Origin of the sequence: Campylobacter concisus (assembly GCF_902460715.1) — a bacterium.
GTDB lineage: Bacteria > Campylobacterota > Campylobacteria > Campylobacterales > Campylobacteraceae > Campylobacter_A > Campylobacter_A concisus_AK.
The window spans coordinates 218,547-232,386 of sequence record NZ_CABPUX010000001.1 but is presented as its reverse complement, the minus strand read 5'-3'; the positions used below and the strand labels follow the sequence as shown (position 1 = coordinate 232,386).

The window sequence follows — 13,840 nt, the reverse complement described above, 5'->3', positions numbered from 1 at the left end:
AAAAATGGATAAAATCGATGAAATAATGAGCAAATTTATAAACGAGCTTGGCTACAAAGAGGCGTTTGAGATGTTTTTAAAGATAAGCTCAGGCAAGAAGCTGCGCTCAAAACTTCTATTAAAGATCGCAGGCGAGAGTGAAATTTCACTTAAACTTTGCGCTATCATCGAGCTCATCCACCTTGCAAGCTTGCTACACGATGACGTCATAGACGAGGCAAATATAAGACGCGGCAAACCAAGCATAAACGCACTTTATGGCAGTAAAAACTCAGTCATGCTAGGCGATATTCTCTACTCAAAGGCATTTTTTGAACTAACCAAATTTGATCCAAGCATCGCAGCTGTCATCTCAGACGCAGTCAGCAAACTAAGCATCGGCGAGATGATGGATGTGAAAATGGCTGAAAATTTTAATGAAAACGAGCAAGAATATCTAAAAATGATCTATTATAAAACAGCTGTTTTGATAGAAGCCACGGCAATTTGTGGGGCAAAGCTAGCTAGCAAAGATAGTGAGAAATTTGGAATTTACGGCAAAAATTTAGGCCTTGCGTTTCAGATCGTTGATGATATCTTAGACATCACTCAAGATGAAAAGACGCTTGGCAAACCAGCGCTTAACGACTTTGTCGAGGGCAAAACGACACTCCCATACATATATCTTTATAAGAGCCTGGACGAGGCTGGTAAAACAAAGCTTAAATCGCTTTGGGCAAAGAAGTTAAACGCGGACGAAATTTCATGGCTAAAAGAAAATTTTGATAAAACTGGCTCACTTAGCAAGGCTGTAAGCGAGGCAAAAAGGCTTGGTAATGGGGCGATAGAAGCGATAAAAGAGTATAAAAACGCCGAGCTTGAAGGGATCATAAAAAGCATGATAGATAGGGAATTTTGATGCACTATTTAGACATAAGTTTTACATATAAAAACACTGATATTTCGGTTAGAGAAAAGCTTGCATTTGATAGTGACGAGAAAAAAGAGCAAATTTTAAAGCTGATAAACTCAAACAAAAACATAAAAGAGAGCATGGTGCTAAACACCTGCAACCGCGTCGAGATCATAGCAAGCGTAGAGGATGTAAAGGCTGCTACTGCTCATATCATTAGGTGTATGTCGATATTTTCAGGCGTTTTTGAAGATGAGCTTTATGAGAGAGCTGACATCTATGAAAACAGCGGTGCTGCACACCACCTCTTTGCCGTGGCAAGCTCGCTTGATAGCCTAGTCGTTGGCGAAACGCAGATCGTTGGCCAGCTAAAAAATGCCTTTAAATTTGCCTATGATAACAACTCATGTGGCGAAGATATCAGCAAGATCATACACTACGCATGTAAGTGCGCTGCTAAGGTTAGAAACGAAACTCAAATTTCTAAAAACCCGATCTCAGTCTCAAGCGTCGCCGTGGCAAAGGCAAAAGAAATTTTTGGCACGCTTGAAGGTAAAACGGCTATCGTCGTGGGCGCTGGCGAGATGGGCGAGCTAGCAGCAAAGCACCTCATATCAAGCGGCGCAGAAGTGATCATCATAAACAGAAGCTCCGAGCGCGTTGAGCAGCTAGTTGATAGCCTAGGAGATAACGCGAGCTGGGATAGTATTTTGAAATTAAAAGAGTATGTAAATAACTACGATCTCATCTTTTCAAGCACCGCAGCCCCGCACGCTATCATCACAGGCGAGATCATCGAGCCAAGAGAATTTCACAGATACTTTTTTGATATCGCTGTGCCAAGAGATATCGACCTTTTAAACACAGAGCTTATCAGCGTCTATACTGTCGATAGCCTAGAGGAGATCGTGCGTAAAAATTTAGCCCTAAGAGAGGAGCAGGCGCAAAAGGCCTACTCGATCGTCGGTCAAGATACGAGTGAGTTTTTAAAGACTTTAAAAGAAGATATGAGCGTGCCTCTTATAAAATCTATCCGCAAACAGGCTGAAATTTGCGCTAAAAACGAGCTAGAAAAGGCGATGAAAAAGGGCTATTTAAAACATAGCGATTACGATGAAGCGCAAAAGCTCATCCATCAGGTCTTTAAAGCCTTTTTGCACCAGCCAACGATGAAGCTAAAAGGGCTTGCAGACGAGGAGAGAGCTAGTGAGCTTTCAAATGGAGTTAAATTTTTATTTGATATAAAAGATGAACAAAATTTTCAAGCAGGAGATATAGATGAAATTTAGTAAATTTTACGCCCCAACGACCAAAGAAGCGCCAAAAGATGCATCTTTACCAAGCCATCAGTTTTTGATAAGAGGTGGCTTTGTCGAGCAGATCGGCTCTGGGCTTTATAACTATCTGCCGCTTGGAAAGATCATGCACGATAAAATTTCACACGTGGTAAAAGAGGAGATGAACGAGGCTGGCGCGCTAGAGGTGAGCTTTAGCGTGGTCACTTCAGGCGAGCTTTGGAAGCAAAGTGGCCGCTATAATGTCTTTGGCAAGGAGCTTTTGCGCTTTAAAGATAGAAAGGACAACGACTTTGTCATAAGTCCTACAAACGAAGAGGCAGCCGTTGCTTTGGTGCGTGGCAAGGTGACTAGCTACAAGCAGCTACCACTAAATTTATACCAGATAAACACCAAATTTCGTGACGAGGCAAGACCACGATTTGGCTTACTAAGAGGTCGCGAATTTACGATGAAAGATGGCTATAGCTTTCACTCGAGCAAAGAGGATCTTAAGCGTGAATTTGACCTTATGGAGGCAACTTATAGTAAGATTTTTACCCGCTTGGGGCTAAATTTTAGAGCTGTTGAGGCTGATAGCGGAGCCATTGGCGGTAGCGGCAGTAAAGAGTTTATGGTGCTTGCAAGTAACGGCGAGGACGACATACTTTGCTGTGAGGCTTGCAGATACGCTGCAAACGTTGAGGCTGCAAGACGCAAGCCAAGAGTTAGCGAGGCTGAGGCGCCAGAGGCGGATGCGGCTAAATTTCTAACGCCAAATGCAAAAACTATAAAAGATGTGGCGGAGTTTTTCAAAGTTAGCGAGTTTTACTGCATAAAAGCTGTTATAAAAAAGGCGATTTATGAGGATAAAGAAGAGGTTGTGGTCTTTTTTGTAAGGGGCGATGACGAGCTTCAGGAGACAAAGGCGCAAAACGCTTGCAAGGCGCTAGAGCTTGTCGATGCTAGCGAGGCTGACGTGGCTAAAGCTGGGCTTGTGGCTGGATTTTGCGGGCCAGTTGGGCTAAAGGATGTGAAATTTTTTATAGATAACGAGCTAAAAGGCGCAAACAACATGATATGTGGCGCTAACGAAAAAGACTATCACTTTGTTGGCGTTAGTGTTAGCGGATTTAACGAAGAGAGATTTAAAGACCTTGTAAAGGTAAAAGAGGGCGATAAATGCCCAGTTTGTGGTGGAAATTTAAAACTTAGCAAAGGCATAGAAGTTGGTCATATCTTTCAGCTAGGCGATAAATATTCGGCTGCGATGAACGCGACATATCTTGACGAAAACGGCAAGGCAAAGCCATTTTTGATGGGCTGCTACGGCATTGGCATAAGCAGGCTGATCGCTGTGATGATAGAGGCTAGCCACGATGAGAAGGGCTGCATTTGGAAAAAAGAGTGCGCGCCGTTTGATGTGGAGATCATCATCTCAAATTTAAAAGATGAAGTGGGCGTGAAATTTGCATTTGAGCTTTATGAGAGCCTTAAAAAAGCTGGCGTTAGCGTCATCATCGATGATAGAAACGAGAGATTTGGCGTTAAGATGAATGATTTTGAGCTTATAGGCTTTCCTTACGCACTGCTTGTGGGTAAAGAATTTGCAAATGGCAAGGTTGAGTTTATAACAAGAGATGGGCTAAGCAAAGAGGCGATAGAGGCAAACGACGCCTTTAGAAAGATAAAAGAAAGCTTATGAGATTTTTTGCATTTTTGTTTTTTTTGATAGAAGCGGTATTTATCTATCTTTTTGTTGATAAATTTGGCTTTTTAAACTACTTTCTTGAGGTGCTGGTGTCTGGATTTGTTGGTATCGCACTTCTTTTTAATGCTGGATTTTCTAGCTTAAATTCGCCTCAAGTGGCGCTTAAAAGCTTTCTTGGCGGAAATTTATTTAGTCAGCTAGGACTTAGCTTTGGCGGAGCGCTGCTCTTTTTACCAGGAATTTTGACAGATATTTTTGGTATCGCCGTGGTCGTTTTTTCTTTAGTGTTTAAGAAAAATGCAGCGAAAAATGAGAGCTATCAGGAGTTTAAATTTCAAAATTTTAGCGAGCAGGGCAGTAAAAAAGATGATGGCGAGATCATCGACGTTGAGGTCATCGAAGAGCCAAAAAGAGTAAATTAGGAGAGATGATGAAAGAGATAAAAATAGCAACTAGAAAGAGCATCTTAGCACTTTGGCAAAGCGAGCATATCAAGGCTAGGATCGAGGCGCAGCACAAGGGCGTGAAGGTCGTGCTTGAGGGCATGAAGACAAAGGGTGACGTGATCCTTGACACGCCACTAGCCAAGATCGGTGGCAAGGGACTTTTCACAAAAGAGCTTGAAGATAGCATGCTAAAAGGCGAGACTGACATCGCCGTGCATAGCCTAAAAGACGTGCCAGTAGTCTTTCCAGAAGGGCTTAAACTAGCGGCTATTTGCTCACGCGAGGACACCAGAGATGCGATGATAAGTGAGAAATTTGCTAAATTTAGCGACCTACCGCACGGCGCTAAAGTCGGCACAACGAGCCTGCGCCGCAAGATGCAGCTACTTATCATGAGGCCTGATCTTGAGATCATCTCGCTTCGTGGAAACGTGCAAACTAGACTTAGAAAGCTAAAAGAAGGCGAATTTGACGCGATCATTTTGGCGATGGCTGGCATAAACCGCCTAAATATCAAGGCCGAAGTGGCGCACATCTACACATTTGGCTTTGACGAGATGATACCTGCGATGGGTCAGGGTGCTCTTGGTGTCGAGGCTAGAGATGAGAAGCAAATTTTAGAGCAGATTGACTTTCTAAACGACGAAAATGCAGTTATAGAAACGACCATAGAGCGTGACTTCGTAAGCGTTTTAGAGGGTGGCTGCCAAGTGCCAATAGGCATAAGCGCAAGGCTAAAAGGCGATGAAATTTCTATCGATGCGATCGTTGGCCTGCCTGATGGAAGCGAGTTTATAAAAGATAGCTTAAAGAGTAGCAAAGATAAATTTCAAAGCATCGGCAAAGAGCTAGCGCATAAATTTATAGAAAAAGGGGCGAAAGAGCTTTTAAAACGCGCTGAAGAGATGGCATAAGCGTGTTTGAGCTAAATTTTAAAGCAAAAGCCATAAGCGCCACTAAAAATAGCAAAGACAACTACTATATGATCGGTCTTGCGGACGACAAATATAACTACAAAAACTACATAATCTTTCAAAGACCGATCAAACTAAAAAAGGGCGACGACGAAAACGCCGAGATAAACGGCCTATATGCTGAGTGCAATGGCGATATTTGCTACAACGCTTGCAAGCGGGTGAAAATCACTGATAAGAGCATCATTTTTGAGGTGCAAGATAGTCTCATTTGCGTAGATACCGAGGATGTTAAGCTTAATGAGCGCTTTATGAAATATAGCAAAGAGATATTCGGCGAGCTGCTAGAGTAGCCCTAAATTTAATCATTCGCCTGCTTTGCCGCTTTTTGAGCCGCGATGATAGAGTTGTCTTTGCGATAAAAAACAGACACGCACAAACTGCCTTTACATGCAATAACAAAATATTAGCATCGCCTTTTTTATCAAATTTTAGCTATCATCCTTAAAAATTTAAGGGAAAAATATGGACTACATCAAGCTTTTAAAAGATAACGGCCTACTTAGGGTGATCGAGGAGCCAGTGGACATCGACCTAGAGATCGCGCACGCTAGCTACATCGAGGTCAAGCGCGAAGGCTCGCAAGCGCTACTTTTTACAAACCCAGTCTGCAAAAAAACTGGGCGTAAATTCGCCCCAGTGCTTACAAATATCTACGGCTCAAAAAGGGCGCTTGAGCTGATATTTGGCGTGCAGCCTGATGAGATCGCGGCTGAGATAGAAAAGCTTTTAAATCCCAAAAAACCTGAGAATTTCAAAGAGAAGCTTGACTTTTTAGCCTATCTTTTTAGCATGAGAAAAATTTTTACAAAAAGGCTAAAGGGCGAGGGCGAGTGCCAGCAGGTCAAATTTATGGGCGAGCAGGCTGATCTTTTGAGCCTGCCTGCGCTAAAGACCTGGCCGCATGACGGAGGTGCTTTTATCACGATGGGGCAGGTCTATACGCAAAGTCTTGATGGTGCGCTGCAAAATTTAGGCATGTATAGACTGCAAATTTATGATAAAAATCGCCTTGGCATGCACTGGCAGATCCACAAAGACGGCGCAAATTTCTTTCACGAGTATAAGCGCGCAGGTCGTAAGATGCCAGTCTCTGTGGCGATCGGCGGCGATCCACTCTACATCTGGTGCGGCCAAGCGCCGTTGCCAAAGGGCGTATTTGAGCTGCTACTTTACGGCTTTATCCGCAAAGAGCCAGCCAAGCTTGTAAAGTCGCTCACTAATGAAATTTACATCCCACACGACGCCGACTACGTGATCGAGGGTTTTGTGGATACTGCTAAGAGCGAGCTTGAGGGGCCATTTGGCGATCACACTGGCTTTTACACGCCAGTTGAGCCATTTCCAGTGATGGAGGTCACGGCGATAACTAGCAAACAAGACCCCGTATTTCACGCGACCGTGGTTGGCAAGCCGCCGCTTGAGGATAAGTATATGGGCTGGGCGACTGAGCGCATTTTCTTGCCACTTTTGCGCACGACCGTGCCAGAGCTACTTGACTACAACATGCCTGAAAATGGCGTCTTTCACAACCTGATCTTAGCCAAGATCAACGCTCTTTATCCAGCTCACGCTAAGCAGGCGATGCACGCATTTTGGGGTGTTGGGCAGATGAGCTTTGTAAAGCATGCTATTTTCGTGGGCGCTGAGGGGCCTGCGCTTGAGAACTATGGGAAATTTACGGACTTTGTGCTTGATAGATTTGGTAGCGAAAGTGTGCTAATAAGCCAAGGCGTGTGCGACCAGCTCGATCACGCCAGTCCAAACTCGTGCTTTGGCGGCAAGCTTGGCATCGATGCGACGCAGGATTTTTGTAAATTTAGCCCTGCGGTCTTAAGCGATGACGAGCTTTTGGCTAAATTTCAAAGCGTTGCGCCAAATGTTAAAGAGCTTAGGCAGTTTAAAAAAGAGAGTAAAACGCCTATTTGTGTGATTAAATTTAAAAAAGATCGCCCTGTAAAAGAGTTATTTTCTAAGCTTTTGGAGTTTAGAGAATTTTTCAAGCTTCTAGTCGTCGTGGATATGCAAAACTACCTAGAAAATCCATATATGCTGCTTTGGCGCGTGACAAATAACATAGATGCCTTGCGTGATATCTACATAGATGGTGAAAATTTCTGTGTGGATGCGACGAGCAAGAGTGAGCTTGAGGGCTACACGCGTGGCTGGCCTATGCAAACTGACTGCGAGCGAGAAGTGGTGGTTGATCTTGTGAAGCGTGGTGTAGTAAAAGATGAGCCAGAGCTTTTTCATAAATTTGAGATATTTGGGTAGGGTTGTAACCTAGTGGCTTTGGCACGCTCGTGCGCAAAAGTGACAAGAAAATGTGCTCAGCCACCCAACCCTTGTAGTTATATTCAAACGGCTACTTGCCGGTCGCAGTCGTGTGAAATGCTGCTCCCTGTTTGCTAGCCGTCTCTATCGCTAAAAATGGCTCGATCGGCGCATAAAGCTAGCGTGATCGCTCAAGTTCGCTCTTGGCCGTATAGGCAAAGCTCTTTATCATTAAGCTTTAAATTTGATTTAGCATTTTGGCTTGATAAAATTGCTTTTAAATTCAAAATAGATTGGTTTTTGCACTTAAAAATGGCTTAACTTAAGGCTATTTTTATACTTTGGCATAAATTTCTTGCCATTTTTATGAAAATTTCTAGTTAATTTTTTCTGTTTTATCTGGGGGTTTTGGTTGGCTTGGTTGGCTTGAAAGCTACCAAAATTTACACCAGCAAACGCAAATTTTTAAATTTAGCACTTCAAATTTCTTAAAATACTAAAAATAATATGTAAAAATTTACGTAAAATAATATGATTCTGCCTTGTGTAGAGATAAAATTTGGAGTAAGAGACAAGTGAAAATTAAATTTGATCTGTTATGTGAGCATAAAAACATCTAAATTCAAAAGATCAGAAGTGTAAAAACTTTTAAATTTAAATAACTAGAAGCGTCAAAACTTTTCAATTTAATAAAGTTAGCAGATTACAGGTGCGTTTTTTAAAAAAAGATATGCTATGCCAGCTTTGGTAAATCAAGCGTTTAAAATAGCTTATTTTTGTTTTTAGAAAAATTATAAACCCTAAATACAAGATTTAAAATCGCACGAGTGCCATAAAGCTTTAAATTTGGCCTAGTAAATTTAGCTTATAAATTTACTAGGCCAACCTTCAAAACATGCTCTTTTAGGCTGCTTGGTATCTCGCCATTTTCAAACGCCATTAGCTCGCTCACTCTTAAGACATAAAAGTCTTGCAAGCTTCTATTAGCAGACTTCTCAAGCTTTTTTGCTAGCGTGTCAAAGATATGAAACTCCGTTTCATTACTAGCTAGCAAAAAGTCAGCCCCACTATCAAATGCAGCAAAAATTATCTTACTAGCAAGCTTGCAGGCTAGCTCCTCATCAGCCTTTAAAAGATCATATCCACAAGGCATTTTGGCGTTTAGCTCTATAAAATTTGCCTTGCATGCGCTTAAATTTGCTGGCAGTCTGTCTTTTATGGCTATCTTAAACTCTTTAAATTTACTAAGTTTTTCTATCTTTTCAAGCTCGTTTTCATATTTTTGCGTTGCTTTTATGCCTAAAATTTCTTTGAAAAATTTAATCGCTTCGTTGTAAATTTCACTTCCACCAAATAGCAAATCATCAAGCTCGCAGGCTATCAAAACGCCGTTTTTACCGCTAATAAGCTTTAAAATTTCATCATTTTTCTCATTTTTATAAAGATGATGAGCTAGCATTATTGCGGCAGCTCCTATAAAATTTGGCTCGTAGTCTCTCACAAAATCAGCGTAAAAATAGGGCTTAAAGCTAGCGTAAAGCTCTTTGTCGGCTCTTTTACAAAAGCTAGCAAATGGCTCAAATTTCGCCCAAAAGTCATCATCATTTATGGCTAGGTCTATAACTGCTCTTTTTTCATCAAGTGGAGCGATGCAAAGCTCGCTGCTCAGTTTTTGAGCTAAATTTTCAAGTGGCTGGGTGGTGCTAACTACGACGTCATTTACCTTGACAAAGCCTTCAAATGGGCTAAAGTAGGGGTCTATGCTCTTTACGTGGGCAAAAAGCTCGTTTAAGTTTGCAAAGTCTGAAATCTCTAAAAAATAGGGCTTAAAATATGCCAAAACATCTCTTTTCGCGTCAAATCTAAAAATCTCAACTCTTTGCATCTGTATCCTTTTTTTGGGCTTATTTTATCCTAAATTTAAAAGGAGTTTCATTATAATAGCTCAATGGATAAAGAAAATTTTACGATTGCATGCTTTAGTAACGAATATATCGGCGATGATGCGGCGGTTGCCGGCAAAATGGTCTTTAGCAAGGACATTTTTGCGCAAAATTCGCACTTTAAGCTTGGCTGGCTAAGCCTTGCAGAGATCGGCTACAAGGCGATGATCGTAAATTTTTCAGATACGATCGTGATGAATGCTAAGCCTAAATTCGCCCTTCTTGGACTTAGTCTGCCAAAGAGCTTCACGCCGCGCCAGATCAGCGAGCTAAGTAGGGGCATAAATAGGGCGTGCGAAGAGTTTGGCGTAAAGATAATCGGCGGCGACACGATAAGTAGCTCCATTTTAAACATAAGCGTCAGCGTGATCGGCGAGCTAAAGGGCAGGGCTGTGCTTAGAAAAAATGCTAAATTTGGCGATCTTGTCGCATTTACAGGCAAGCTTGGAGGCAGCCAAAAGGGGCTAAAATCGCTTTTAAGACTGGCTCAAATTTCTAAAAACTCACGCTTTAAAAAGCCTGTTTTAAGAGATAAGTTTTTTTACAAAGCAGCTCATCTTATAAACTCCGCCATGGATATCTCAGACGGGCTAAATACCGACCTTGGTAAGCTTTTAAAGGCTAGCAAAAAAGGCGCTAAATTTACAAAAAAACTAAGCAAATTTGAGCTTAGTAGCGGCGAGGAGTACGAGGTTTTATTTACCTTTAGTCCTAAAAATTTATGCGCTATTAAAAGGATCGCCGCAAAAACTAGGACAAAGATCACGATTTTTGCCAAAATTTCACACAAAAGGTTAAGACAAAATGCAAGAAGCCACCACTTTTAAGCCACTTTATGCGCTCACTCATGCGCCCATCGAGGCATATTTTTCTAAAAACTCAGATGATTTTGTCGTGCGCGAGATACCGCTTTATGAATTTAGTGGTGACGGCGAGCATTTGATCGTTGAAATTTCTAAAAAAGATATGACGACAAGCGACGCTTTGCACGCCTTAAGCGAGGTTACAGGGGCTAAGATGCGCGACTTTGGCTATGCAGGGCTAAAGGACAAGCAGGGCATGACGACGCAGTTTATCTCTATGCCTCGTAAATTTGAGAGCGCGCTTGCAAACTTTAGCCATGAAAAGATGAAAATTTTAAATTTAAACGTGCATAAAAACAAGCTCCGCATCGGACATCTAAAGGGCAATAGCTTTTTCATCCGTCTAAAAAAGGTGCTGCCAAGTAGCGCTAAAAAGCTAGAGCAGGCCTTTGTCAGCATCGATAAAATGGGCTATGCAAACTACTTTGGCTACCAGCGCTTTGGTAAATTTGGCGACAATGCTGCGACTGGCCTTGAGCTTCTTAAAAACGGCACGATAAATGGCAAAAAGAGCAAAAATGTAAAGCTAAATGACTTTTTGATCTCAGCCTATCAAAGCGAACTTTTTAACCGCTATCTTAGCAAAAGGGTTGAAATTTCAAGGTTTGTAAGTGACTTTAGCCTAAGTGAGCTAGGCGAAATTTATAAAAACTTTAGCAAAGAAATTCTTCAGGCGATGAAGGCGCAGGAGAGCTTTTTTAAGCTTTTGCCAGGGGAGGTTTTGGGGCACTATCCATTTGGCAAGCTCTTTTTGTGTGAAAATTTAGATCAAGAGGCACAAAGATTTGCTAGGCGTGATATCACAAGCCTTGGTCTCATTGTCGGCGCAAAGGCCTATGAGGCAAGCGGCGTGGCAAAAGAGCTTGAGGATGAAATTTTCGCTGAGGCATTTTCGCTTACTTCAAAGATCGCTGGCTCAAGGCGCTTTAACTGGGCGTATCTTGAAAATACAAGCTACAAATACAACGAAGAAAACGCTCATTTTAGCTTAAATTTCACACTTCAAAAGGGCTCATACGCCACAGTTGTGCTAGAAGAAATTTTGCATAAAAATATATTTGAGTAGGTTAAATTTAAAGATAGGTTTAAAAGTAGGGCTGGCTAAATTTAGCTGGTTTAAATTTAAAAAGGTCCAGCCAAAGCTAGACCAAAAACATTAAATTTAAAAGGTAAAAGTCTTAAGTTCTAAAGACGCTTAGTTTAGAATTTAGCGCATCTGTCATCTTATTTAGATGTTCAGCCGCAGAAGCTATCTCTTCTACGCTTCTAGCATTTTCAGATGAAATTTGATTGATCTCTGAGATGCCATCCATGATCTCATTTACATTCTTGCCAGTTGCGATGTAGTCTTGCATAGTCTTGTCAGACATCGCTATGGCGTTATTCATCGTTGCACTCATATCATTTATCGTCTTTTCAACGTCGCTTGCAACGTGGGTTAGCTCTTGAATTTGTTTAGAGTTGATACCCATTTGCTCGCTGCTATCATTTATCGCTTGAACGATAACGTTGATAGTTGCATTTATCTCTGTTAGAGACTTTTGAGTTCTCTCAGCTAGCTGTCTAACCTCGTCAGCAACGACTGCAAAGCCACGTCCATGCTCACCTGCACGAGCTGCCTCAATGGCTGCGTTAAGAGCAAGTAGGTTTGTCTGATCAGCTATATCGTTGATAACAACAAGCACTGATTTAACCTGCTCTGCATCACGGCTAAGCTGCTCGATCTTACCAGCCATTTGATTTTCTACATTAGCAGAGTCTATGATCTGAGATGATAGGGCTCTGATAGCCTCAGTAGCTGTTTTTATATGAGTGCTTGCCTTTTGAAGATCATCTTTGCCAGCTTGAGCAATTGAAAGTGACTCTTTCATGCTTTCTTGCATAGACTTGCATCTTTGATTTGTCTCTTCAACGATCTGGGTTGATTCTTCTACGCGTTTGCCTGTTTGAAGAGATGTAGAGCTTAGCTCGTTAGCAACTGAGCTGTTTTCGCTTGAAAGGTTTTTAGTGTCGCTTATAAGCACTCTTATGCGCTCTATGAAGTTATTTATATCATTACTTATTTTAGCTATCTCATCTTTGCCGTAGATTGGGATTTTAAGAGTAAAGTCAGATGTTATAGCATTTAAATTTGCTCCTAGTCTATCGATAGGATTTGCAACTAGCTTTTTAAGCAAGAAGATAGATACTATGATAAGAAGCAATGTAACTATAATGCTTGCGATGATGAAGTTTTTGCTAACTACTTTTTGAGGTGTTAAAAAGTCATCTGTAACAGCTGAGCCAAGCACGATCCAGTTTAGCTTGTCAAATGGCTCAAAAGCAACTACTCTCTCAACTCCACCAGTATTAGCGAATTCAACACCTTCTTTTTGTTTTACTATTTTTTCCATAGTAGCTTTAACATCGCTGCTTAGCTCTTTACCAGCTTGAGTTGGGTGGATTTCAAATTTGTTAGTCTTTGTATTAAAGATAGAGAAGTATCCATGCTCGCCTAACTTCATTTGTGCCATTGTCTTTTGAAGATCTTCTAAGCCTTCAGTAAAGTCGTAACCTATAAATAAAACCGCTACAACTTCGCCGTTTTGAATGACTGGCTCATAGACACACATATAGTTTCTGCCAAAAATATTTAATGCACCCACATATGTTTCTTTGTTCATCATCTTTGGATAGATCGTTTTGTTTAGCATACCAAGCGCTCTACTGCCATCATCTAGTAAAAGTGAGGTAGATACAGCAGCAAATTCATTGCCTGATTTTGCAAAGATAGTTGGGATGCCGCCGTTTGTTAGCTTTTTGATCTTATCAGATATCTCGTGGTTGTTATTTAACACGCCCATTTTATCTGAGATAAGCTCTAAAGCATCGTCATTTTCTGTCTTTATGGTTTGTCCAGTGGTCTTTAAATTGCCTAAAGCTTCTTTTAGGACATGCATATATAGTTTTGCATTATCTTCGTTATCTTCATCAAATAGCTCAACTGTATCCATCGCAAGTGCGACGTCTTGTTTAACTGTAGTTGCCACTCCATTCTTGATCTCACGCTCCAAAACGTTTGATATAAAAAATACAAAGCAAGCCATACAAATGGCAAGAACTAAAGCGATGATCGCTGATACCTTGACTAAGATGCTACGCAAATTCATCTATATCCTCCTTGGTTAGATTTTAAGGTCTTATTATACAAATTTTTTCTCGTAAAACATATAGAATTTCTGGGAAAAATAATGACTTTTAAATTTTTGTTTGCTTTGTATTTTTTATATCAAACGTTTTGGAGCGTGAGATCAAGAATGGAGTGGCAACTACAGTTAAACAAGACGTCGCACTTGCGATGGATACAGTTGAGCTATTTGATGAAGATAACGAAGATAATGCAAAACTATATATGCATGTCCTAAAAGAAGCTTTAGGCAATTTAAAGACCACTGGACAAACCATAAAGACAGAAAATGACGAT

Annotated in this window: 10 protein-coding genes and 2 pseudogenes; 9 read left to right on the top strand and 3 right to left on the bottom strand. The window is 41.2% G+C overall.

The features are described from left to right. Window positions 1–4: 4 nt before the first annotated feature. The 7 genes from F3G91_RS01095 to F3G91_RS01065 all read left to right on the top strand — a co-directional run bounded on the left by F3G91_RS01095 (window position 5) and on the right by F3G91_RS01065 (window position 7,571). Window positions 5–898, top strand: coding sequence for a polyprenyl synthetase family protein (locus F3G91_RS01095; protein ID WP_149700431.1), 894 nt, complete (start codon window positions 5–7; stop codon window positions 896–898). Next, window positions 898–2,181: a glutamyl-tRNA reductase gene (hemA, locus tag F3G91_RS01090; protein ID WP_021085432.1), complete on the top strand. Its 1,284-nt coding sequence runs from the start codon at window positions 898–900 to the stop codon at window positions 2,179–2,181. Before F3G91_RS01095 ends, hemA begins: the two co-directional genes overlap by 1 nt. Further along, complete coding sequence (locus F3G91_RS01085; protein WP_149700430.1) at window positions 2,171–3,871, top strand: proline--tRNA ligase; 1,701 nt, start codon at window positions 2,171–2,173, stop codon at window positions 3,869–3,871. Before hemA ends, F3G91_RS01085 begins: the two co-directional genes overlap by 11 nt. Next, window positions 3,868–4,299 carry an FxsA family protein gene (locus F3G91_RS01080; protein WP_149700429.1) on the top strand — a complete coding sequence of 144 codons (432 nt, stop codon included), beginning with the start codon at window positions 3,868–3,870 and terminating at the stop codon, window positions 4,297–4,299. Before F3G91_RS01085 ends, F3G91_RS01080 begins: the two co-directional genes overlap by 4 nt. An 8-nt stretch (window positions 4,300–4,307) precedes the next feature. After that, the gene (hemC, locus tag F3G91_RS01075) at window positions 4,308–5,237 is read left to right on the top strand and encodes a hydroxymethylbilane synthase (RefSeq protein WP_149700428.1); all 930 of its coding nucleotides are present in this window, start codon (window positions 4,308–4,310) and stop codon (window positions 5,235–5,237) included. Window positions 5,238–5,239: 2 nt separating this feature from the next. Then, window positions 5,240–5,590 carry an Imm10 family immunity protein gene (locus F3G91_RS01070; RefSeq protein WP_149700427.1) on the top strand — a complete coding sequence of 117 codons (351 nt, stop codon included), beginning with the start codon at window positions 5,240–5,242 and terminating at the stop codon, window positions 5,588–5,590. A 172-nt stretch (window positions 5,591–5,762) separates the two neighbouring features. Beyond that, window positions 5,763–7,571 (top strand): menaquinone biosynthesis decarboxylase, encoded by a 1,809-nt coding sequence (locus tag F3G91_RS01065; RefSeq protein WP_149700426.1) that lies wholly within the window; start codon window positions 5,763–5,765, stop codon window positions 7,569–7,571. Window positions 7,572–8,436: 865 nt separating this feature from the next. Here F3G91_RS01065 and F3G91_RS01060 read toward each other — a convergent pair. Next, window positions 8,437–9,456: an HdrB C-terminal domain-containing protein gene (locus F3G91_RS01060; protein ID WP_149700425.1), complete on the bottom strand. Its 1,020-nt coding sequence runs from the start codon at window positions 9,454–9,456 to the stop codon at window positions 8,437–8,439. Between the two features lie 63 nt (window positions 9,457–9,519). On the opposite strand from F3G91_RS01060, the gene F3G91_RS01055 reads away from it, so the two are divergent. Both F3G91_RS01055 and truD read left to right on the top strand, forming a co-directional pair. Beyond that, complete coding sequence (locus F3G91_RS01055) at window positions 9,520–10,341, top strand: thiamine-phosphate kinase (protein WP_149700424.1); 822 nt, start codon at window positions 9,520–9,522, stop codon at window positions 10,339–10,341. Continuing rightward, window positions 10,319–11,443, top strand: a complete 1,125-nt coding sequence (gene truD / locus F3G91_RS01050; protein ID WP_149700423.1) for a tRNA pseudouridine(13) synthase TruD — start codon at window positions 10,319–10,321, stop codon at window positions 11,441–11,443. The genes F3G91_RS01055 and truD overlap by 23 nt, the downstream gene beginning before the upstream one ends. A 112-nt stretch (window positions 11,444–11,555) precedes the next feature. Here the strand turns inward: truD and F3G91_RS10660 are convergent. Beyond that, window positions 11,556–12,608 (bottom strand): annotated as a pseudogene (locus tag F3G91_RS10660) (methyl-accepting chemotaxis protein); the annotation flags it as partial. A 24-nt stretch (window positions 12,609–12,632) separates the two neighbouring features. Continuing rightward, window positions 12,633–13,463: pseudogene (locus tag F3G91_RS10655) on the bottom strand (Cache 3/Cache 2 fusion domain-containing protein); the annotation flags it as partial. Between the last annotated feature and the right edge of the window lie 377 nt (window positions 13,464–13,840).

What these genes read in the sequence shown, in the direction of transcription:
- F3G91_RS01095 (WP_149700431.1), top strand. Translation starts at nt 5, where the DNA reads ATGGATAAAATCGATGAAATAATGAGCAAATTTATAAACGAGCTTGGC.
- hemA (WP_021085432.1), top strand. Translation starts at nt 898, where the DNA reads ATGCACTATTTAGACATAAGTTTTACATATAAAAACACTGATATTTCG.
- F3G91_RS01085 (WP_149700430.1), top strand. Translation starts at nt 2,171, where the DNA reads ATGAAATTTAGTAAATTTTACGCCCCAACGACCAAAGAAGCGCCAAAA.
- F3G91_RS01080 (WP_149700429.1), top strand. Translation starts at nt 3,868, where the DNA reads ATGAGATTTTTTGCATTTTTGTTTTTTTTGATAGAAGCGGTATTTATC.
- hemC (WP_149700428.1), top strand. Translation starts at nt 4,308, where the DNA reads ATGAAAGAGATAAAAATAGCAACTAGAAAGAGCATCTTAGCACTTTGG.
- F3G91_RS01065 (WP_149700426.1), top strand. Translation starts at nt 5,763, where the DNA reads ATGGACTACATCAAGCTTTTAAAAGATAACGGCCTACTTAGGGTGATC.
- F3G91_RS01060 (WP_149700425.1), bottom strand. Translation starts at nt 9,456, where the DNA reads ATGCAAAGAGTTGAGATTTTTAGATTTGACGCGAAAAGAGATGTTTTG.
- F3G91_RS01055 (WP_149700424.1), top strand. Translation starts at nt 9,520, where the DNA reads ATGGATAAAGAAAATTTTACGATTGCATGCTTTAGTAACGAATATATC.
- truD (WP_149700423.1), top strand. Translation starts at nt 10,319, where the DNA reads ATGCAAGAAGCCACCACTTTTAAGCCACTTTATGCGCTCACTCATGCG.